Here is a 20,844-nt window from a genome sequence, read left to right on the forward strand (position 1 = left end):
CTCAGTCGATCTCCACCACCACCTTGCCGATGACCTGCCGCGCGGCGAGCGAGGCGATCGCGTCGCCGCCCTTGTCGAGCGGGTAGGTGGCGCTGACCCGCGGGTTAATCTTGCCCGCGTCCCACAGGGCGAACAGCTCCTCGACATGGGCCTGGTTGGCGGCCGGGTCGCGCGCAGCGAAGGCGCCCCAGAACACGCCGCGCACATCGCACGACTTGAGGAGGGTCAGGTTGAGCGGCAGGCGCGGGATGCCGGCGGGGAAGCCGACCACGAGGTAGCGGCCTTCCCAGGCGATGGCGCGCAGCGCGGGCTCGCAATAATCGCCGCCGACCGGATCGTAGATGACATCCGCGCCCTTGGGGCCGACCGCGGCCTTGAACTGCTCGGCAAGCGCCTTGCTGGCGTCCTTGTCGAACGGCCCGCGCGGGTAGACGATCGCCTCGTCGGCGCCGGCGTCGCGGGCGGCTTGTGCTTTCTCCTCGCTGGAGACGGCGGCGATGACCCGCGCGCCGCGCGACTTGCCAAGCTCGACCGCGGCAAGTCCGACGCCGCCAGCCGCGCCCAGCACCAGCAGGGTTTCGCCAGCCTTCAACTGGCCGCGGTCCCACAGCGCGTGGATCGAGGTGGCGTAGGTGAGCAGCAGCGCGGCGCCGTCGGTGAAGCTGCGGCTGTCCGGCAGGCGGAAAGCGGCGGCGGCGGGGATGACGATCTGCTCGACCAGGCCGCCGAAGCCCGGAACCGCGATGAGCCGATCACCCACCGCCCAGCCGCTGACGCCCTCGCCGACGGCAAGCACCTCGCCCGCGATCTCGCCGCCCGGCGCGAACGGGCGCGGCGGGCGCATCTGATATTTGTCCTCGATGATCAGCACGTCGGGGAAGTTGATCGCGGCGGCGTGGACCCGGACCAGCAGCTGGCCCGGACCGGCGACCGGCTCGGGCAGGTCGGAGAGCTGGAGCGTGTCGGGGCCGCCGGGAGCGGTGCTGAGCAGGGCTTTCATGGCGCCGGTTCTAGCCCGGCCATGGCCTGCCGACTAGCGCGTGCGGCGGCGATAATCCTCGGCGACTTCCTTGCCCGTCATGCCGTCGAAGGTGGTGCGAAGAAGCGCGTCGGGATCGGCCGCATAGCGCCGGCTGCCAACCGAGCCGAGGGCGCCGTCGAAGGCAACGCGGTCGGCCGGATCAAGCTGCTCGCGCGCCGCGGCGGAGGTTGCGGCGAAGCGTTCGGGCGAAGAACCATCGATGGTGACGGGCGGCGCCTCGGGCGCGCAGCCGGCAAGCAGGAGAAAGGGCAGCAGGCGGCGAACCGCCTTATCCCTCGTACTGCGCCGTGGTCTTTTCGCGCACTTCGTCGGCGGTGACGCCGGGCGCCACTTCGATCAGCTTGAACGGGCTGCTGTGATCCGGACGCTGGAAGACGGCGAGATCGGTGATGATCATGTCGACGACGTTGCGGCCGGTCAGCGGCAGGGTGCATTCGGGGATGAACTTGGGGCTGCCGTCCTTGGCATTATGCTCCATCACCACGATGATTTTCTTCACCCCGGCGACGAGGTCCATCGCGCCGCCCATGCCCTTGATCATCTTGCCCGGGATCATCCAGTTGGCGATGTCGCCGTCCTGGCTGACCTCCATCGCGCCGAGCACGGTGAGGTCGATATGCCCGCCGCGGATCATCGCGAAGCTGTCGGCCGAGCTGAAATAGACCGACGAGGGCAATTCGGAGATGGTCTGCTTGCCCGCGTTGATGAGGTCGGCGTCGACCTCGTCGTCATAAGGGAAGGGGCCGATGCCGAGCATGCCGTTCTCGGACTGGAGGGTGACCTCAAGCCCCTGCGGGATGTGGTTGGCGACCAACGTCGGAATGCCGATGCCGAGGTTCACGTAGAAACCGTCGCGCAATTCCTTGGCGGCGCGGGCGGCCATGTCGTCACGGGACCAGGGCATTAACGACGCTCCATATGCGGGGGTAGCGGCAGCTGCGGGTTCGCGGCCTGCCAGAGGATCGAGTGGACCAGCCAGCGCCCGTCGGGCTGGCGCGCAAGCTGGAAGCTGTTGATGCCGCGCACGTTGACGCTGCCATCGGTGCTGGTGCCGGCATAGGAGGACCAGACCTGGGCAACATTGCCGAAGATCTGGACCTGGCTGGTCAGCTCACGCTCGGTGAAGCCGACCTTGGCCAGCGAATCGCCGTTCTTGGCGATGTAATCGTCGAGCGAGCCGCCCTGGAGGCCGCGTGTGCCGACCGCGTAAAGGCGGGCGTCGGGGGTGAACAGGCTCTTCATCCGGGCGAAGTCGCGCGGCTGACCTGCTGGACCCGAGATGACGGCGTAGACGTCGGCGATGGCGGCGCGGACCGCGATATCGTCGGCGGTCGCGGCGCGCTGGGCAGGCGTGCCGGGCGCGTGCGTGATCACGGGCGGAGGCGGGCGAACGCCCGGCGGAAGCTGCGCGGCGAGCGCAAGGGCGGCGATCAGGCTCATGCGGCCTCGCGTGTCCGTACGGTACGGAACTCGATCTTCTTGTCGTAGGGGGCGCCGAGGATCAGGCGCTTCACGTAGATGCCGGGGAGGTGGATGGCATCGGGGTCGAGGCTTCCAACCGGAACGATCTCCTCCACTTCGGCGACGCAGATCTTGCCGCTGGTGGCGGCCGGCTGGTTGAAGTTGCGGGCGGTCTTGCGGAACACGAGGTTGCCGCTTTCGTCCGCCTTCCAGCCCTTGATGATCGCAAGGTCGGCGCGAATGCCGCGCTCGAGGATATAGTCTTCAGGTCCATTTGGGCCGTCGAAGCTCTTCACTTCCTTGCCCTCGGCGACCTTCGTGCCGACGCCGGTCTTGGTGTAAAAGCCGGGGATGCCCGCGCCGCCGGCGCGCATCCGCTCGGCGAGCGTGCCCTGGGGGCAGAATTCGACCTCCAGCTCGCCCGACAGATACTGGCGCTCGAACTCCTTGTTCTCGCCGACGTAGGAGCTGATCATCTTGGCGATCTGGCGCGTGCGGAGCAGCTTGCCGAGCCCCTCGTTGTCGATCCCCGCATTGTTGGACGCGACGGTCAGGCCGGTCACGCCGCTGGCAACGATGGCGTCGATCAGCCGCTCGGGAATGCCGCACAGGCCGAAGCCGCCGGCAGCGATGGTCATGCCGTCGTGGAGCAGCCCGTCGAGGGCCGCAGCGGCATCGGGATAAATCTTGTTGGCCATGCCGCGGGTCATAATCGCGGCAGGCGCCGGGGCACAAGTTGAAAGAGTTTTCAACTTTGCCTGAGTTGGCGGCGGAAGGTGCGTGGGCGGAGGTTAAGGGGGCCCGGCTCAGTACTCGGGCGGCACCGACGACGGATCGGGCAGCTTGCGCAGCGCCTCGATCTCGGCCGATACGCGCTCGGCCGGATCAGTCGCGATCGTTTCCAGCGCCGCGAGCCGATCCTGCATGGTCCCGATCAGGCTGCGCAATTGCGTGGTTTCCTCGTCGATCGATGCCAGCGTCTTGACCGGTGCGGCCCTGGGGTCGGCGAACAGCTCGACAAAGCCACATTCGCTGCAGCGGCGCGAAACCAGTTCGGAGACCCGGATTCCGATGCCGAGCGAGGCGGCGAGCGCCTTCCACAGGCTCGGCACTTCGCCGTCGACCCATTTCACCCGGGCACCGGTGTCGGAGACGTAGGTGTAGCCCGGCGTCATCTGGCCGCGGCATTTGGGACAAGTGGGCATGGGCTCGGTGCTCCTGGCTCGCGGGATGCCGACTCGGCTCCCGGCTGTATTGCTCGGGTGAGACACTACAGGCGCGGGGGAGGTCGTCAAAGCCCAGGGGCGGTTTAGCCGGGCTGGGCGCCCGATCCGAGCGACCGGAGGATCGCGGCACTCGCTTCGTTCACCGGGAAGAAGCTCTCAATGGTGATTTCCGACAGGGTCACATCGTTGGCGGTGCCGAAGATGGTGGTCGTGGAGAGGAGCGACAATCGTCCGGCCGGCGTCTCCAGAACCAGCGGCGATACGAAGTCCGACGCCGATGGCGGACGTTCGGAGGCCGGCGCGGGGTAGGACCGTAATTCCTGCAGCAAAAGGTCGAGCCGGGGGTCCGCACTGGCGCGAAGCTGCTGGCCGAGGCGATGCAGCAGATGTGCCTTCCACTGCGCGAGGTTGACGATCCGCGGCGCCAGTCCTTCCGGATGCAGGCTGAGGCGGAGTACGTTGAGGCCGGCGCCGAGCAGGTGGTCGGCGGCGCCGTCCAGCAGCCGAAGCACCGCCGGGTTGGCGTGAAGCAGGTTCCAGCAGCGGTCCACCGCCAGAGCCGGAAAGGGCATGTGGCAGTCGATGATCCGCTCGACTGCGGCACGCGCGGCGTCAAGCGCCGGATCGTCGAGGCTCCGCTCGCCATGGTCGGGGGCGAAGCCAGCCGCCAGCAGCAGCGCGTTGCGCTCCCGCAGCGGAAGGTCGAGCGTGTCGGCGATCCGTAGCACCATGGCGCGCGACGGGGCGGTGCGCCCGGTCTCGATGAAGCTCAGGTGGCGGCTGCTGATCTCGGCCTCGGCGGCGAGGTCGAGCTGGCTCAGCCGCCGGCGCTGCCGCCATTCGCGGAGGCTGGTCCCGAGCGCTGAATCATGTGCTGTCATGCCTAGTCTTCTCGCCGTGCCCACACCCGAAAGCCATTACCTCCCAGGTAATCGACTGGCGCTGCGCCTGCATCGATCCTGGCCCGGACACCAATTGTCAGGGAGATCGATCATGCAACTTTCTTCGTTCCTGCGCACCGTCCTGAAGCTCGATGCCGCCAGCTGCCTGCTGATGTCGGCGGCGCTGGCCGGAGGCTCCAGGGTGCTCAGCCAGCCGCTCGGGCTGCCGGCCGCCTTTCTGTTCGAAAGCGGCGTGTTGCTGGCGATCGTCGGGCTGTACATCCTGTGGCTCGGCACCCGCGAGGAGACGGCGCCGGTGCTGGCGTGGGTGGTGGTGATCGGCAACATCGGCTGGGCGCTGGCAAGCGTCGCCGCCCTGACCATGCTGCCGGTGGTCGCCGGCCTCGGGCTTGCCGCGGTGGTGGGCCAGGCGGCGGCGGTGCTGCTGTTCGCGGCGCTGGAATGGCGCGGGGTACGCGAGTCCGCCTGGGCTTCGGCGCGCTGACTAGGGAGTGGGGGAGCCGGCCGGTGCGGCGGGCTCCCTCTTACCTTCAGGCGAACTGCTCGATCTTGAGGCCTTCATGGGCGATGGCGCGGACCACTGCCGGCCGCTCGACCACGCGCGAGACGAGCCCGGTCCAGCGCGGGTACAGCGTCAGGTCGAACTTGGCGGCCCGGGCCCAACGGTAGAAGACCGCGGCATAGCTGTCGGCGGCGGTGTACTCGTCGCCCGCCAGCCAGCCGTCGCCGCACAAGTCGTCGAGCTCGACGAAATGGCTCGTCAGCGCGGCATGGGCGCCGTCCTTGATGCCCTGGTGGAAGCTTTCGTCGGCGGTGAAGCGGGCCGGGCGGAACAGCGCGGCAAAGGCGGTGGCGTGGACGGTGCCGCTCAGCCAGCTCAGCATCTGCATGGCCTTGGCGGTTTTGAAGGCGTCGCCGCGCGGCACCGAACCCGGCGCGCCGAATCGGTCGGCGAGATAGCCGAGGATCGCGAGGTTCTCGGTAATGGTGCCTTCGTCGGTGACCAGCGCGGGGACACGGCCATGCGGGTTGACCGCGAGATAATCGGGGGTGCGCTGCTCGCCCGCAGCGAAGTCGATCCGCACCGCTCCGTGCTCGGCCTCTGCCTCATGTAGGGCGATGTGGGTGACGAGGCTGCACGCGCCGGGCGAATAGAAGAGTTTCAGCATGGTGTCTCCGTCGCCCCGGCGGAAACCGGAGCCTCAGGCAGCAAACGCGCTCGCCGCTGCCTGAGGCTCAACCTTATTTTGCGCTCAGCGCAGCTTGGCGAGGACGCCCTGGAGCTGCATCGCGTTGGACATGTCGCCCTCGACCTTGAGCTTGCCGGTCATGAAGGCGGTCATCCCGTCGAGCTGGCCGGCGGCCATCGATTCCCAGTCGGCCCAGCTGACCTTGAGCGTGGTGTCGGCCGGGGTTTCGGCATCTTCGGTGACCTGGTTGGCCTGACCGTCGAGCAGGATCGCGCCCTCGTCGCCGAAGTGCAGGCGCACCTTCTTGCCGGGAACGAACGCCTGGGCGTCCTGCATCTTGGCCACCAGTTCCTGCTTGGTCATCGTCAATCCTCCTGACAAAATTGTAGGTAAGCTCGTAGCGAGCGGCCTTTTGCTGGGCAAGGCCAGCGTCAATCCATGTGCTTGATGCCGATCCTGAGATAATCCCAGCCGGTGATTCCGGTCAGGATCGCGGCCGCCCACAGGCTGACGAGGCCGGTGGAATGGACCCACCAGACGTCCGGGGTGGCGCCGGCCAGGATCAGCGCCCCAAGCGCGACGAGCTGGAAGGTGGTCTTCCACTTGGCGAGCCTGGAGACCGGCATGGAGACATGCAGCGGGGCAAGGAATTCGCGCAGGCCCGAGACGATGAGCTCGCGCAGCAGGATGATCCCGGCGGGCAGTAGGTGCAGGCCATGGATGATCGGCTGCGCATCGGGCTGGCGGCTGGAGATGAGCATCAGGATCACCGCGGCGACCATGATCTTGTCGGCGATCGGGTCGAGGAACTGGCCGAGCCGGCTGATCTGCCCGTGGGCGCGGGCCAGGTAGCCGTCGAAATAATCGGTGATCCCGACCAGGCAGTAGAGGATGAAGGTGACCAGATAGTCGATCGGCTGCGGCCGCCACAGCAGGAACACCAGGATCGGCACCGCGAAGATGCGCGACAGGGTCAGGAGGTTGGGCAGCGAGAGCATCGTTCCGGCCCGTCTTAGGACAAGCGTGGCAGAACGCCAAAGGGGCTTGTTGGCGATGGCCCCAACCACCGCTAAGCCACTGGCGAACCTGCACACTGCGTAAGGCGCTTCGAGCTTGATCCAGAATGTTTCGCACCTGCTGAGGACCCGGCGCTTCGTGCCGTTGTTCGTCACGCAGTTCCTCGGCGCCTTCAACGACAACCTGTTCCGCACCGCGATGGTGATGCTGGTGATCTACGGCATCTACAAATCGGAAGCGCAGGAAGCGGCCTTCTCGGCGCTTGCCGGGGGCCTGTTCATCCTGCCCTTCTTCCTGCTCTCGGCACTGTCCGGGCAACTGGCCGATGCGATCGACAAGACCCGCATCATCCGCGCGGTGAAGACCGCCGAGATCGGGATCATGGTGTTCGGGGCGGCCGGATTGCTGCTGCTCAACGTGCCGCTGATGCTGGTCGCACTGACCGCGATGGGCGTCCACTCGACCTTCTTCGGACCGATCAAATACGCCATCCTTCCGCAGCACTTGGAAAATGACGAAGTTCTGGGCGGGACCGGGCTGGTCGAGGCCGGGACCTATATCGCGATCCTCGGCGGGACGATCCTCGGCGGACTGCTGGTCGTGCAGGATCCGGACGGACGCTATCATGCCGAATATGCGGCGGCGGCGGTGCTGCTGGTCGCAGTGGCGGGGCGGGTCGCGGGGCATTTCGTGCCCCCGGCGCCGCCTTCGACAGAGGATAGCGGGACGGAGAACGACCCCGACCTGCCGCGGCCGGGGCTCGACTGGCACATCCTGCGCGCCTCGATCCGGCTGGTGAAGGCGACCATGCACGTGCCGCGCCTGTTCGTGGCGATCATGGCGATCAGCTTTTTCTGGGCGATGGGGGCGGTGCTGGCCGCGCAATTCCCGCCGCTGGTCAAGAACGTGTTCGGCGGCGACCAGAGCGTCGCGACCCTGTTCCTCGCCATCTTCTCGGTCGGGGTGGCGACCGGTTCGCTGATCATCAACCGGCTGCTCAACGGACAGGTGTCGGCCCGCTTCGCCCCCGTCTCCGCGCTCCTGATGGGGCTGTGCGTGCTTGCGCTCTACCTCTTCAGCCGCACCTGGACGCCGTTCCCCGAACTGGCCGGGATCAAGACCTTCCTGGCCGAGCCGTCGGGCTGGCCGGTGGTGGCGAGCCTGTTCGGCGTGGCCACGTTCGGGGGCATGTTCGTGGTCCCGCTCTACGCCTATCTGACCACCACGGTCCCCAAGTCGGAAACGGCGCGGACGGTGGCCGCCAACAACATCGTCAATTCAGGCGCCATGGTCGGCGCGACCGTGATCCTGTTCTGCCTGGTCCAGCTTGGCGTGTCGGTGCAAGAAACCTTGTTGCTGGTCGCGGCGGGCACAGTCGTGTCGGCGTTCCTTGGCCGCAAGCTGCACCAGGCGTGCGTGGCAGCGGGCTGCCCCTAGGCCCCGTTCAGGCGATGAACAGGCTGATGGCGAGGAAGCCGGCGGCGTAAGCGGTCGCGAACAGCCTTGCGTCGGGACTGAGGCCTTCGGGCATCCGGCGCGCAAGCTGCAGCAGCCAGCGCCGGCCGACGCCGAAATTCAGCGGATGCGGACCGCCGAGGCGGACGGAATAGGGCAGGGCGACGGCCCGGACGCGACGCATGGCAACACCTTAACGTGGTTTTTACCATGCTGAAACGGGGCGCGCGGGAAATCCGTTTCCGTCCTCGCTCGGGGTGTTCAGTTGTGGGACAAGCCGGCCCCGGGGCAGCCTTCAGGCAGTGTGCCGCAGCGGCATCTCGCCTTCGACCGAGCGGCGGCGGAGCAGGTCGGCCACCCCGTCGGCGTTCATCGGCTTGCCGACGAACCAGCCCTGGCCGGTATGCGCGCCGAGCGCCGCGGCCTTTTCATAGGTGATCGCATCCTCGAGGCCCTCGGCGGTAACCGGAATGCCCAGCGCCTGGGCGAGGGTCGTCACCGCCTTGATAATGGCGGCGCTTTCGCGATCGACATGGACGGTCGCCATGAAGCTGCGATCGATCTTGATCATGTCCAGCGGCAGCATGCGCAAATGTGACAGGCTGGAGAAGCCGGTGCCGAAATCGTCCAGCGCGAGGCGGACGCCCTGGTTCTTGAGGCTGACCACCAAGTTGCGGGCAAGGTCGATGTCCGCGAACAGCGAGCTTTCCGTCAGCTCGACGATCAGCCGGTCGGCCGGGAAGCCATGTTCGGTGATCAGCCGCACCAGCCGCTGCGCCAGCCACAGGTCGGACATTTGCGCGGGCGAGATGTTGATCGACAGGCTGAAGTCGCCGTCCCACGCCTTGGCGGCGTCCAGCGCCTGGTCGACGACCAGCTCGCTCAAGGGCCCGATCAGGCCGATCTCCTCGGACACCGGAATGAACAGCTCGGGGCTAAGCAGGCCGCGATTGGGATGCTGCCAGCGAGCCAGTACCTCAAACCCGGTCAGCGCGCCGGTGACGAGGTCGACCTGCGGCTCGAAGTACGGAATGAACTGGCGATGCTCGATGGCGATGCGGATCGCCTCCTCGAGCTCGCTGCGCTCGATCAGCGCCTTTTCCATGCCGCTGTCGAACCATGTCGGTCGCGCTGCGCGGGCGCTCCGGGCGTCGTCCAGCGCGATATCGGCCCGGCGCAAAATGTCGGCGGCGCGGCAGGCTGTGCCCGGAGGGGCGCTGGCAATGCCGGAAACGGCGCCCACCTGCACATAGGTACCGGCGATGTCATAGGTCCGGCTGACGTCGCGAAGCAGGGCTTCGGCGAGGCGCTCGGCGGAGGCGAGGTCGTCCTTGTCGACCGCCATCGCGATCCCGAACTCGTCGCCGGACAGGCGTGCGACCACCGCATCGGCGGGCACGTCGGCACACATCGCCTCGCCGATCCGCTTCAGCAGGGCGTCGCCCATCTCGTAGCCGAAGCGATCGTTGATCCGCTTGAACCGCTGCATCTGGAGCGAAATGATGACCAGGCAATGATCGGCGTCGATCTTCGCCTTGCACAGGGCATCGACGCCCTCGGCGAAGCCCTTGCGATTGGCGAGGCCGGTGATGCTGTCGGTCGCTTCCTGAAGCGCGGCGCGGCGTTCGCCCTCGGCGCGCAGGGCCGCTTCCTGTTGCAGGTCGGCATAACGGCGATAGCCGAACAGGATCAGCGCCACGTTCAGCACCAGCGCCGCTGCGGCGACCTGGACGCTGGGGTCGAGCCCGCTGGCCTTTTCGCTGGCAACCAGCTGCAGCAGTCCGCTGCCGTTCCAGATGAAAGCGCCCATGGCGCACAGGAGCAGAAGGATCACCGGTAGCTCTGCCCTTGCGGGCCACCGGCTACGTTGAAGAGAGGAATGTACAGGCACAGAAGCGAGCATCACCCGGTCATGCACGCATACCCGTTAAAGTTTCCCTCCATTTCGGTTCATTCGCTGCAACCGATCGCCAGCGCTGGTGCGGACGGCGGGACTTGAACCCGCACTTCGTTACCGAAAGCCGATTTTAAGTCGGCAGCGTCTACCATTCCGCCACGTCCGCATGGGGCCCGGCGGACTTGCCCCGCACAGGTCGCACGGGTCAAGCGGATCGGTGCTCGAGAAAATAACGGCTCCGTCATGGACCCGCAGCGCCAGTCTCGCGTTCGTTCAGCCGCAAGACAAGGAGCACAAGCCATGATTCGCAAGGTAATGACCCTGGCCCTGATCGCCGGTTCGATGAGCATCGCAGCGTGCAACACCGTTCGCGGTGCGGCCGCCGACGTGAACTCGGCCGCCAACGCGGTCGACAACAGCCTTTGATCCGGGGCATGGGTCATTCCGGTTTCACAACGGAGATGACCCATGCGCAAGATCGTGACCCTGGCCCTGATCGGCAGCTCGCTGGCCCTGGTGGCCTGCAACACCGTTCGCGGTGCCGCCAATGATCTGAACTCGGCTGCGAACTGCACCGAGAACACCATCAACGGCGGCCGCTGCTAAGCCAACGGCCAGGTCTGGAATGAGGAACCCCGCCGGTCACGAACCGGCGGGGTTTTTCATGCCTGTCCGAGCGCCAGGTTGAAGCGGAGCAGCGAGAGGCGCCAGTTGTCGGGCTTCATCCCGGCAGCGAGCGCGAGATCGAGCGCTTCCTGCGCCGCGTCCCGGTTGATCGAATAAGCGATGGCACAGAGCGGGTCGTAGCCTGGTGTTCACCGGCAGCTTGCGCTCCTTGCGCTCACGGACGACCGACGGTTCGAGAGCCGCGAAAGCAGACATAAGATGCATATCCGACGGCGGAAGGCTGCCGTAGTCGGGATCCAGCAACTCCTGCACATTGTTCCAGTAAGGCGACCCGAACAGCGCCTCGAGGCCACGGCGGCGAAGGCCGGGATCGGCGTCCGTGAACAGCGAGATGTGCAGCGCGGCCGGCCGCTCCTCGGCCAGCTCGCGCTTCGCCAGGATGTCCTTCACGTCGCGATCGCCGGTGAGCACGGCGAGCATGGAGGAGCTGCCGTCGAGAAGGTCCAGCTCCGCCCCACGCATCAGCTGGACGGGCGTCAGGCCGAGCGCGGTCGCCAGCGCCGCGAAGCTCGTGCTTCTCCAGTGAGGAATGAAGGGCTGGGAGTGGGGTTCGGGGCGCTCGGCATAACGCACGCGGCCGTTTTCGACCGTCAGGTGACGCGCGAGGATGGTGGCATGGTCGGCCTCGGTTTCGACTCCGCCCATGGAATCGAGCCTGGCCTGCGCCCGTTCACGGATCTTGGCCGCGGGATCATCAAGGAAGCGGCGGATCAGCGGCACCTGCCACGGGAAGATCCCGCTATGCGACGCCCCCGCGCCGAGGTGATTGAGCAGGCTCAGCCTATCGGCGGGCGACAGGGTCGGGCCGACAGTGGCGACAAAGCTGGTGAAGGCAGCGGGATCGTGGGCGACCATGCGGGAGAGGGCGACGTTTCGCGGTTGCGGCTTCCATCGCTTCCAATTGTCGGCGGTGAGCCGGTTGCCCACGTTGAAGGGCGTGAAACCCTCTTCCGAAAAGAAGTCGACCCACGGCTGGTAAAGGGCTGGGAAGCGGTCGAACAGCTTGGCATCAGGCACCCAGTCTCGCGGGTCGGCGCTGTATCCGCGGGCCTGGGCGAGGCCGAGCAGGTGGGCGAGGCAGCCATTGCCGGTCGGGCGCAGGAAGGCGATGGCGGCCCGGAAGGCGGGTCGGGCCCCCTCCGGCATCGGCGGCAGCGCAAGCGCTGGCATGCGGGCGGCCAGCTCGTCGTCGGCGAAATAGTGGATGCCGGGCCCGAACCCGGTGCTGCGGTGCTTGACCGTCTGTAACGACCCTACCGGCATACGCGAAACTCCCCCACGAGGGAGACTGCTTCATCGCCGCGGCCGACGCCAACGAAAAACCCCGCCGGCCGGGACCGACGGGGTTCTCGATGTTACTCAGCTTTCCGCAGGACTAGTCCTGCAGATAGTCACCAGCGTCGGCATCGGTGCCAGTACCGCTGGTGACGACTTCGCCCAGCGGGTCGGGACCCGAGGCCGAGGCGTCGCGGGTGCTCTGGGCCAGTTCGGCCGCACGCAGCTCGGCCGCGCTGTCCGGAGCGACCAGGGCATCGGCGAGCTTGCGCTGTGCCGCACGAAGCGAGGCATCGCGGCTGGTGGCCGCAACCCGCATCCGGTTCATGCCCGCGCCGGTGCCGGCGGGGATGAGGCGACCGACGATGACGTTCTCCTTGAGACCGTTCAGCGTATCGATCTTGCCCTGGACCGAAGCCTCGGTGAGCACCCGGGTGGTTTCCTGGAAGGACGCCGCCGAGATGAACGACCGGGTCTGGAGCGAGGCCTTGGTGATCCCAAGAAGGATCGGCTTGCCGACTGCCGGACGCTCATTCTTGCCGAGCTTGGAGTTGATCTCGTCCATCTCCTCGCGATCGACCTGCTCACCCTTGAGGAGGGTGGTGTCGCCGTCGTCGGTGATCTCGACCTTCTGCAGCATCTGGCGAACGATCACCTCGATGTGCTTGTCGTTGATCTTCACGCCCTGCAGTCGATAGACTTCCTGGATCTCGGTGACGAGATATTCGGCCAGGGCAACGACGCCGAGCGCTTCGAGGATGTCGTGCGGATCGGGCGAACCGCCGACGAGATTATCGCCCCGCTTGACGTAATCGCCTTCCTGCACGTCGATGACGCGGCTCTTGGGGACCAGCTCCTCGTGCGGATCGCTGCCGTCATCGGGGACGATCGCGATCTTGCGCTTGGCCTTGTAGTCCTTGAGGAACTGCACACGACCCGAGACGCGGGCGATGATCGCCTTGTCCTTGGGCGTGCGGGCCTCGAACAGCTCGGCGACGCGCGGCAGACCGCCGGTGATGTCGCGGGTCTTGGCGGCTTCACGCGGCATGCGGGCGAGCACTTCGCCGGCTTCCACGGTGGCACCGTCCTCGACCGCGACGATCGCGCCGGCTGCAAGGCGATAGACGCCCGCTTCCTGCGCATTGTCGCCAAGCAGGGTCAGGCGCGGACGAAGATCTTCCTTCTTCGACTTGGCCATGTCCTCGGTGACGACGCGCTGGCTGATGCCGGTCGATTCGTCGGTCTGCTCGGTCATCGTGCGGTTTTCGGTCAGGTCCTGATACTTGATCGAACCCGCCTTCTCGGTGATCACCGGGCTGAAGCTCGGGTCCCACTCGGCGATGCGCTCGCCCTTGCTGACGATGTGGCCGCCCTCGCACAGCAGATGCGCGCCGTACGGGATGCGGTGGGTCGACAGTTCGCGGCCGTCCATGTCGAGGATCGCAATTTCGCCCGAACGCGACAGCGAGATGTGCCGACCGCGCGGATCGGTGATCGTCGGCATGTCGCGCAGCTCGATGGTGCCGTCGACCGGCGCCTCGAGGTTCGACTGCTCGTTGAGCTGGGCGGCGCCGCCGATGTGGAAGGTCCGCATCGTCAGCTGAGTGCCCGGCTCACCGATCGACTGGGCGGCGATGACGCCGACCGCTTCACCGATGTTGACCGGGGTACCGCGAGCAAGGTCACGCCCGTAGCACTTGCCGCACACGCCCTGGCGGCTGGCGCAGACCAGCGGCGAGCGGATCTTGAGGCCCTGCAGGTTGGCGGCCTCGAGCTTGGCGACCATCGCCTCGTCGAGCAGGACGCCTTCCTCGATCAGCATTTCGCCGGTCTTGGGATCGACCACGTCCTCGGCGGTGGTGCGGCCAAGCACGCGATCGCCAAGCGACGCGATGACCGAACCGCCCTGGACGATAGCGCGCATTTCGAGCGCCTGGTCCGTTCCGCAATCCTCCTCGATGATCACGGCGTCCTGGGACACGTCGACCAGGCGGCGGGTCAGGTAACCCGAGTTCGCAGTCTTGAGCGCGGTGTCGGCCAGGCCCTTGCGGGCGCCGTGGGTCGAGTTGAAATATTCAAGGACGGTCAGGCCTTCCTTGAAGTTCGAGATGATCGGGGTTTCGATGATCTCGCCCGACGGCTTGGCCATCAGGCCGCGCATGCCGGCTAGCTGCTTGATCTGAGCCTGCGAACCACGGGCACCGGAGTGGGCCATCATGTAGATGGAGTTCACCGGAATCTCGCGGCCGTCGTCGCCCTTCGGCGTGGCGGAGATTTCCTTCATCATCTCCTGCGCAACGCGGTCACCGCAACGCGACCAGGCGTCGATCACCTTGTTGTACTTTTCCTGCTGGGTGATCAGGCCGTCCTGATACTGCTGCTCATAGTCCTTCACCAGGGCGCGGGTTTCCTCGACGAGGGGCTCCTTGGCCTGCGGAATGACCATGTCGTCCTTGCCGAAGCTGATGCCGGCCTTGAACGCGTGGCGGAAGCCGAGGCCCATGATCGCGTCGGCGAACAGGACCGTGTCCTTCTGGCCGGTGTGACGATAGACCTCGTCGATCACGTCGCCGATGTCCTTCTTGGTGAGAAGTCGGTTGACGGTCTCGAACGGCACCTTGTGGCTCTTCGGGAGGGTTTCGCCGAGCAGCATGCGGCCCGGCGTCGTCTCGAAGCGCTTCAGATACTGATTGCCGGCCTCGTCCGTCTGCGGGACGCGGCTGACGATCTTGGTGTGCAGGGTCACGACGCCGGCGGCGAGGGCCTGGTGGACCTCGGTCATGTCGGCGAGCATCGAACCCTGGCCGGGCTCCCCGTCCTTTTCGATCGACAGGTAATAGAGCCCGAGCACCATGTCCTGCGACGGAACGATGATCGGCTTGCCGTTGGCGGGCGAGAGGATGTTGTTGGTGCTCATCATGAGCACGCGAGCCTCGAGCTGCGCTTCCAGGCTCAGCGGCACGTGGACCGCCATCTGGTCGCCGTCGAAGTCGGCGTTGAACGCGGCGCAGACCAGCGGGTGAAGCTGGATCGCCTTGCCCTCGATCAGCACCGGCTCGAATGCCTGGATGCCGAGACGGTGGAGCGTCGGCGCGCGGTTGAGGAGGACCGGGTGCTCGCGGATGACCTCGTCCAGGATGTCCCAGACTTCCTTGCGCTCCTTCTCGACCCACTTCTTGGCCTGCTTCAGGGTCATCGACAGACCCTTGGCGTCAAGGCGCGAGTAGATGAACGGCTTGAACAGCTCGAGCGCCATCTTCTTGGGCAGGCCGCACTGATGGAGCTTGAGCTCCGGACCCGTCACGATGACCGAACGGCCCGAATAGTCGACGCGCTTGCCGAGCAGGTTCTGGCGGAAGCGGCCCTGCTTGCCCTTGAGCATGTCGGACAGCGACTTGAGCGGACGCTTGTTGGCGCCGGTGATGGTGCGGCCGCGGCGGCCGTTGTCGAACAGCGCGTCGACGGCTTCCTGGAGCATGCGCTTTTCATTGCGGACGATGATGTCCGGCGCGCGCAGCTCGATCAGACGCTTCAGGCGGTTGTTGCGGTTGATGACGCGGCGATACAGGTCGTTGAGATCCGACGTCGCGAAGCGGCCGCCGTCGAGCGGCACCAGCGGGCGAAGCTCGGGCGGGATGACCGGAACGACGTCCAGGATCATCCACTCGGGACGGTTGCCCGATTCCAGGAAGCTCTCGACTACCTTGAGCCGCTTGATGATCTTCTTGGGCTTCAGTTCGGACTTGGTGACCGCGAGCTCCTCGAGGAGCTGCTTCTTCTCACCCTCGAGGTCGAGGTCCATCAGCATGATCTTGACGGCTTCGGCGCCGATGCCAGCCGAGAAGGCGTCCTCGCCATGCTCGTCCTGCGCCTCGAGAAGCTCGTCTTCGGTCAGCAGCTGATACTTTTCGAGCGGGGTCAGGCCCGGCTCGATGACCACATAGGATTCGAAGTAGAGGATCCGCTCGAGCTGCTTGAGCTGCATGTCGAGCAGGAGGCCGATGCGCGACGGCAGCGACTTCAGGAACCAGATGTGGGCGACCGGCGCGGCCAGCTCGATGTGGCCCATCCGCTCGCGGCGGACCTTCGAGACGGTGACTTCGACGCCGCACTTCTCGCAGACGATGCCCTTGTACTTCATGCGCTTGTACTTGCCGCACAGGCACTCGTAGTCCTTGATCGGACCGAAGATGCGCGCGCAGAACAGGCCGTCACGCTCAGGCTTGAACGTGCGATAGTTGATCGTTTCGGGCTTCTTGATCTCACCGAACGACCACGAACGGATCTTGTCCGGGGACGCGATGCCGATCTTGATCTGGTCGAAGGTCTCCGGCTTGGCCACCGGGTTCGCGAAGTTGGTCAGCTCGTTCATCAGTTACTCCTGAGCCCCGAGGGGCTTCGAGTTCAATTCAAGTGGCGGAAGGAGGAGGGCCGAAGCCCTCACTCCGCCGCGAGCGCCGGCGGCTCGTCGAGGTTGTCGACGCTGTCGAGTTCGACGTTGAGGCCGAGCGAGCGCATTTCCTTGACCAGCACGTTGAAGCTTTCCGGAATGCCGGCCTCGAACGTGTCGTCGCCCTTGACGATCGCCTCGTAGACCTTGGTCCGGCCGATCACGTCGTCCGACTTGACCGTCAGCATCTCCTGCAGCGTGTAGGCGGCGCCGTAGGCCTGGAGCGCCCAGACCTCCATTTCGCCGAAGCGCTGTCCGCCGAACTGGGCCTTGCCGCCCAGCGGCTGCTGGGTGACGAGGCTGTACGGCCCGATCGAACGGGCGTGGATCTTGTCGTCCACCAGGTGGTGCAGCTTGAGCATGTAGATGATGCCCATCGTGACCTTGCGGTCGAACGGCTCACCGGTGCGGCCATCGTACAGGGTCGACTGGCCCGACGTGTCGAGGCCGGCCTGGGTCAGCATCGCCGACACGTCCGGCTCGCGGGCGCCGTCGAACACCGGCGTACCCATCGGCAGGCCGCCGACCAGGTTGCGGGCGAGTTCAAGCGCCTGCTCGTCGGTGCGGGCATCAATGTCGCCGTCATACTGCGAACCGTACATGGTCTTCAGCTGCTGGCGGATCGCCGCAATGTCCTTGCCGGCGAAGTCCGACCCGCGATGGTGCATCTCCTCGAGCATGTCCCCGATCTGCTTGCCAAGGCCGCGGGCGGCCCAGCCAAGGTGGGTTTCGAAGATCTGCCCGACGTTCATGCGCGACGGCACGCCCAACGGGTTGAGCACGATGTCGGCATGCGTCCCGTCCTCGAGGAACGGCATGTCCTCGATCGGCAGGATGCGGCTGATGACGCCCTTGTTGCCGTGACGGCCGGCCATCTTGTCGCCCGGCTGAAGCTTGCGCTTCACCGCCACGAAGACCTTGACCATCTTCAGCACGCCCGGGGCCAGCTCGTCGCCCGCTTCGACCTTGCCGACGCGATCCTCGAGCTTGCGGCGGATGGCCGCCTCGGCCTCGTCATACTGACCCTTCAGCGCCTCGATGTCGGCCTGGCGGCTGTCGTCCTTGACGGCGATCTTCCACCAGTCGTGCTTGTCGGTGCCTTCGAGCATCTCGACGTCGAGCGTCGCGCCCTTCTTGATCGTCTTGGGCGCGGCGGTCGCGACCTGGCCGACCAGCATTTCCTGCAGACGGGCGAAGGTCGCCCGGTTGAGGATCCGGCGCTCGGACTCGGCGTCGCCCTTGAGGCGATCCTTGTCCTCGGCCTGGATGGCGCGGGTACGGTCGTCAATGTCGATGCCGTGACGGTTGAAGACGCGCACGTCGACGATCGTCCCGGTGACGCCCGGCGGCAGGCGCAGCGAGGTGTCGCGGACGTCAGAGGCCTTTTCACCGAAGATGGCGCGGAGGAGCTTTTCCTCCGGCGTCATCGGGCTTTCGCCCTTGGGCGTGATCTTGCCGCACAGGATGTCGCCCGGCTCGACCTCGGCGCCGATGTAGACGATGCCGGCCTCGTCGAGGTTGCGAAGCGCTTCCTCGCCGACGTTCGGGATGTCGCGGGTGATGTCTTCCGGCCCGAGCTTGGTGTCGCGGGCCATGACCTCGAACTCCTCGATGTGGATCGAGGTGAAGACGTCGTCCTTCACGATCCGCTCGGAAATCAGGATCGAGTCTTCGTAGTTGTAGCCATTCCACGGCATGAACGCGACGAGCACGTTACGGCCGAGCGCCAGTTCACCGAACTGGGTCGAGGGACCATCGGCGATGATCTCGCCGGCCTCGACCACGTCGCCGACCTTCACCAACGGACGCTGGTTGATGCAGGTCGACTGGTTCGAACGCTGGAACTTCATCAGGCTGTAGATGTCGACGCCGCTCTCGCCCGGGCGAAGCTCGGACGTGACGCGGATGACGATGCGGGTGGCGTCGACCTGATCGACGATGCCGGCCCGGCGCGCACCGATGGCGGCGCCGGAGTCGCGAGCGACGGTCTCTTCCATACCCGTGCCGACCAGCGGAGCGTCCGCCTGCAGCAGAGGGACGGCCTGGCGCTGCATGTTCGAGCCCATCAGCGCGCGGTTGGCGTCATCGTTCTCGAGGAACGGGATGAGCGAGGCCGCGACCGACACCAGCTGCTTGGGGCTGACGTCCATCAGGGTAATCTGATCACGCGGGGCGATCAGGAAGTCGCCGTTGCGCCGCGACGAGATGATCTCCTCGGCGAAGGTGCCGTCCTCGTTGATCTCGGCATTGGCCTGCGCGATCGTGTGCTTGGCCTCTTCCATCGCCGACAGATAGACCACCTGGTCGGTGACCTTGTGGTCGGTGACGACGCGGTACGGCGTCTCGATGAAGCCGTACTTGTTGACGCGGCTGAACGACGCGAGGCTGTTGATCAGACCGATGTTCGGGCCTTCCGGCGTTTCGATCGGGCAGATGCGGCCATAGTGGGTCGGGTGAACGTCGCGGACTTCGAAGCCCGCGCGCTCACGGGTCAGACCGCCCGGCCCGAGGGCCGAAACGCGACGCTTGTGGGTCACTTCGGACAGCGGGTTGGTCTGGTCCATGAACTGCGACAGCTGGCTGCTGCCGAAGAATTCACGCACCGCGGCCACCGCCGGCTTGGCGTTGATGAGGTCGTTCGGCATCACGGTCGATACGTCGACCGAGCTCATGCGCTCCTTGACCGCGCGCTCCATGCGCAGAAGGCCAACGCGATACTGGTTCTCGAGCAGCTCGCCGACCGAACGCACGCGGCGGTTGGCGAGGTTGTCGATGTCGTCGATCTCGCCCTTGCCGTCCTTGAGGTTCACCAGCTCCTTGACCACCGCCAGGATGTCCTCGCGGCGCAGGGTGGTGACGGTGTCCTCGGCATCGAGGCCAAGGCGCATGTTGAGCTTGACCCGGCCGACGGCCGACAGGTCGTAGCGCTCGGAATCGAAGAACAGGCCGTAGAACAGCGCATCGGCGGTTTCGCGCGTCGGCGGCTCGCCGGGGCGCATGACGCGATAGATGTCGCTCAGCGCCTGATCGCCATCTTCCGACTTGTCGGCCTTGAGCGTGTTGCGGATCCAGGGACCGGTGTTGACGTAATCGATGTCGAGCAGCTCGAGCCGGTCGATGCCGGCCTTGTCGAGCGCCTCGAGGTTCTCGGGGGTGATCTCGTCACCGGCCTCGACGTAGATCTGGCCGGTCGACTCGTTGATGAGGTCGTAAGCCGAAAAGCGACCGAAGATGGTCTCGGTCGGGATGATCAGATTGGCGAGGCCTTCCTTGCCGGCCTGGTTGGCGCGGCGCGGGGTGATTTTCTCGCCGGCCTTGAATGCCACTTCGCCGGTGTCGGCGTTGACGATGTCGAACATCGGCTTCTGGCCGCGCCAGTTCTCGCCGACGTAGGGGATCTGCCAGCCGTTCGGCCCGCGCAGGTAGACCACGCGGCCGTAGAATTCGTTGAGGATCTCTTCCGAGGTCAGGCCCAGCGCGTGCAGCAGCGCGGTGACCGGCAGCTTGCGCTTGCGGTCGATGCGGACGTTGACGATGTCCTTGGCGTCGAACTCGAAGTCGAGCCACGAGCCGCGATACGGAATGACCCGGGCGGCGAAGAGGTACTTGCCCGACGCGTGGGTCTTGCCGCGGTCATGGTCGAACAGGACGCCCGGCGAGCGGTGCATCTGCGACACGATGACGCGCTCGGTGCCGTTGACGATGAAGGTGCCGTTCCCCGTCATGAGCGGCATGTCGCCCATGTAGACGTCCTGCTCCTTGATATCGATCACCGACTTGGCCTCGGTATCGGGATCGATCTCGAACGAAGTAAGGCGCAGGGTGACGCGCATCGGCGCGGCATAGGTCAGCCCGCGCTGGCGGCACTCGTCGGTGTCGAACTTCGGGTCCTCGAGGACATAATGGTCGAAGTCGAGGTGCGCGGTGCCGGCGAAATCCTGGATCGGAAACACCGAACGCAGCGTCTTTTCGAGGCCCGAGACATAGCCGGTCGCCGGATCGGACCGCAGGAACTGCTCGTAGCTCTCGCGCTGAACCTCGATGAGGTTCGGCATCTCGCTGATCTCATGGATGTTGCCGAAGATCTTGCGAATGCGGCGCTGCTTGGTGAAGCGCCCCGAAGAGGTGTTGTGCGGAATGTCGATCGACTTGGTGGCCATGCGAAGTCCCTGCGCTTGGGGCGAAGGCACAGGTCTGGCCTGCGCTCCCGCCGCTCCCCGGCATGCGGCCGGGGGTGGTAAT

At 66.1% G+C, this 20,844-nt stretch carries 18 protein-coding genes and 1 tRNA gene; 4 read left to right on the forward strand and 15 right to left on the reverse strand.

Annotated elements, in window-relative coordinates; translation table 11 throughout:
- Window position 1 precedes the first annotated feature (1 nt).
- The 6 genes from GGQ97_RS06095 to GGQ97_RS06120 all read right to left on the reverse strand — a co-directional run bounded on the left by GGQ97_RS06095 (window position 2) and on the right by GGQ97_RS06120 (window position 4,610).
- Window positions 2–1,000 (reverse strand): NADPH:quinone oxidoreductase family protein, encoded by a 999-nt coding sequence (locus tag GGQ97_RS06095; protein ID WP_209022798.1) that lies wholly within the window; start codon window positions 998–1,000, stop codon window positions 2–4.
- Between the two features lie 310 nt (window positions 1,001–1,310).
- On the reverse strand, window positions 1,311–1,946 hold the full coding sequence (locus tag GGQ97_RS06100; protein WP_168068113.1) for a CoA transferase subunit B: 636 nt from the start codon (window positions 1,944–1,946) through the stop codon (window positions 1,311–1,313).
- On the reverse strand, window positions 1,946–2,482 hold the full coding sequence (locus tag GGQ97_RS06105; protein ID WP_168068114.1) for a Cif family virulence factor: 537 nt from the start codon (window positions 2,480–2,482) through the stop codon (window positions 1,946–1,948). Before GGQ97_RS06105 ends, GGQ97_RS06100 begins: the two co-directional genes overlap by 1 nt.
- Window positions 2,479–3,201, reverse strand: a complete 723-nt coding sequence (locus tag GGQ97_RS06110) for a CoA transferase subunit A (RefSeq protein ID WP_168068115.1) — start codon at window positions 3,199–3,201, stop codon at window positions 2,479–2,481. The genes GGQ97_RS06105 and GGQ97_RS06110 overlap by 4 nt, the downstream gene beginning before the upstream one ends.
- A 108-nt stretch (window positions 3,202–3,309) precedes the next feature.
- Window positions 3,310–3,708 (reverse strand): hypothetical protein, encoded by a 399-nt coding sequence (locus GGQ97_RS06115; protein ID WP_168067053.1) that lies wholly within the window; start codon window positions 3,706–3,708, stop codon window positions 3,310–3,312.
- Window positions 3,709–3,812: 104 nt separating this feature from the next.
- Window positions 3,813–4,610: a helix-turn-helix domain-containing protein gene (locus GGQ97_RS06120; protein ID WP_168068116.1), complete on the reverse strand. Its 798-nt coding sequence runs from the start codon at window positions 4,608–4,610 to the stop codon at window positions 3,813–3,815.
- A gap of 112 nt (window positions 4,611–4,722) precedes the next feature.
- Here GGQ97_RS06120 and GGQ97_RS06125 point away from each other — a divergent pair, with 112 nt between their 5' ends.
- The gene (locus tag GGQ97_RS06125) at window positions 4,723–5,115 is read left to right on the forward strand and encodes a hypothetical protein (protein ID WP_168068117.1); all 393 of its coding nucleotides are present in this window, start codon (window positions 4,723–4,725) and stop codon (window positions 5,113–5,115) included.
- Between the two features lie 46 nt (window positions 5,116–5,161).
- Here GGQ97_RS06125 and GGQ97_RS06130 read toward each other — a convergent pair whose 3' ends face one another.
- The 3 genes from GGQ97_RS06130 to pgsA all read right to left on the reverse strand — a co-directional run bounded on the left by GGQ97_RS06130 (window position 5,162) and on the right by pgsA (window position 6,819).
- On the reverse strand, window positions 5,162–5,800 hold the full coding sequence (locus GGQ97_RS06130; RefSeq protein WP_168068118.1) for a glutathione S-transferase family protein: 639 nt from the start codon (window positions 5,798–5,800) through the stop codon (window positions 5,162–5,164).
- An 84-nt stretch (window positions 5,801–5,884) separates the two neighbouring features.
- Complete coding sequence (locus GGQ97_RS06135; RefSeq protein WP_168068119.1) at window positions 5,885–6,184, reverse strand: SCP2 sterol-binding domain-containing protein; 300 nt, start codon at window positions 6,182–6,184, stop codon at window positions 5,885–5,887.
- Window positions 6,185–6,252: 68 nt separating this feature from the next.
- Window positions 6,253–6,819, reverse strand: coding sequence for a CDP-diacylglycerol--glycerol-3-phosphate 3-phosphatidyltransferase (gene pgsA, locus GGQ97_RS06140; RefSeq protein ID WP_168068120.1), 567 nt, complete (start codon window positions 6,817–6,819; stop codon window positions 6,253–6,255).
- A 118-nt stretch (window positions 6,820–6,937) separates the two neighbouring features.
- Between pgsA and GGQ97_RS06145 the strand changes: the two genes are divergently transcribed.
- Window positions 6,938–8,275, forward strand: coding sequence for an MFS transporter (locus GGQ97_RS06145; protein ID WP_342448549.1), 1,338 nt, complete (start codon window positions 6,938–6,940; stop codon window positions 8,273–8,275).
- A 7-nt stretch (window positions 8,276–8,282) separates the two neighbouring features.
- Here GGQ97_RS06145 and GGQ97_RS06150 read toward each other — a convergent pair whose 3' ends face one another.
- The 3 genes from GGQ97_RS06150 to GGQ97_RS06160 all read right to left on the reverse strand — a co-directional run bounded on the left by GGQ97_RS06150 (window position 8,283) and on the right by GGQ97_RS06160 (window position 10,356).
- Window positions 8,283–8,477 carry a hypothetical protein gene (locus tag GGQ97_RS06150; protein WP_168068121.1) on the reverse strand — a complete coding sequence of 65 codons (195 nt, stop codon included), beginning with the start codon at window positions 8,475–8,477 and terminating at the stop codon, window positions 8,283–8,285.
- Window positions 8,478–8,588: 111 nt separating this feature from the next.
- Entirely contained in the window at window positions 8,589–10,127 is a 1,539-nt protein-coding gene (locus tag GGQ97_RS06155; protein ID WP_168068122.1) for an EAL domain-containing protein, read from the reverse strand.
- Window positions 10,128–10,270: 143 nt separating this feature from the next.
- Window positions 10,271–10,356, reverse strand: a tRNA-Leu gene (locus tag GGQ97_RS06160).
- A 134-nt stretch (window positions 10,357–10,490) separates the two neighbouring features.
- On the opposite strand from GGQ97_RS06160, the gene GGQ97_RS06165 reads away from it, so the two are divergent.
- Complete coding sequence (locus tag GGQ97_RS06165) at window positions 10,491–10,616, forward strand: entericidin EcnA/B family protein (RefSeq protein ID WP_168068123.1); 126 nt, start codon at window positions 10,491–10,493, stop codon at window positions 10,614–10,616.
- Window positions 10,617–10,658: 42 nt separating this feature from the next.
- Window positions 10,659–10,796 carry an entericidin EcnA/B family protein gene (locus tag GGQ97_RS06170; protein ID WP_168068124.1) on the forward strand — a complete coding sequence of 46 codons (138 nt, stop codon included), beginning with the start codon at window positions 10,659–10,661 and terminating at the stop codon, window positions 10,794–10,796.
- A gap of 36 nt (window positions 10,797–10,832) precedes the next feature.
- Here GGQ97_RS06170 and GGQ97_RS06175 read toward each other — a convergent pair whose 3' ends face one another.
- From GGQ97_RS06175 to rpoB, 3 genes are all read right to left on the reverse strand, one after another.
- Complete coding sequence (locus GGQ97_RS06175; RefSeq protein WP_168068125.1) at window positions 10,833–12,140, reverse strand: DUF5691 domain-containing protein; 1,308 nt, start codon at window positions 12,138–12,140, stop codon at window positions 10,833–10,835.
- A gap of 112 nt (window positions 12,141–12,252) precedes the next feature.
- Window positions 12,253–16,524 carry a DNA-directed RNA polymerase subunit beta' gene (rpoC, locus tag GGQ97_RS06180; protein WP_168068126.1) on the reverse strand — a complete coding sequence of 1,424 codons (4,272 nt, stop codon included), beginning with the start codon at window positions 16,522–16,524 and terminating at the stop codon, window positions 12,253–12,255.
- Between the two features lie 68 nt (window positions 16,525–16,592).
- Complete coding sequence (gene rpoB / locus GGQ97_RS06185; protein WP_168068127.1) at window positions 16,593–20,762, reverse strand: DNA-directed RNA polymerase subunit beta; 4,170 nt, start codon at window positions 20,760–20,762, stop codon at window positions 16,593–16,595.
- Window positions 20,763–20,844: the final 82 nt, after the last annotated feature.

Origin of the sequence: Sphingomonas kaistensis, from assembly GCF_011927725.1 — a bacterium.
GTDB lineage: Bacteria > Pseudomonadota > Alphaproteobacteria > Sphingomonadales > Sphingomonadaceae > Sphingomicrobium > Sphingomicrobium kaistense.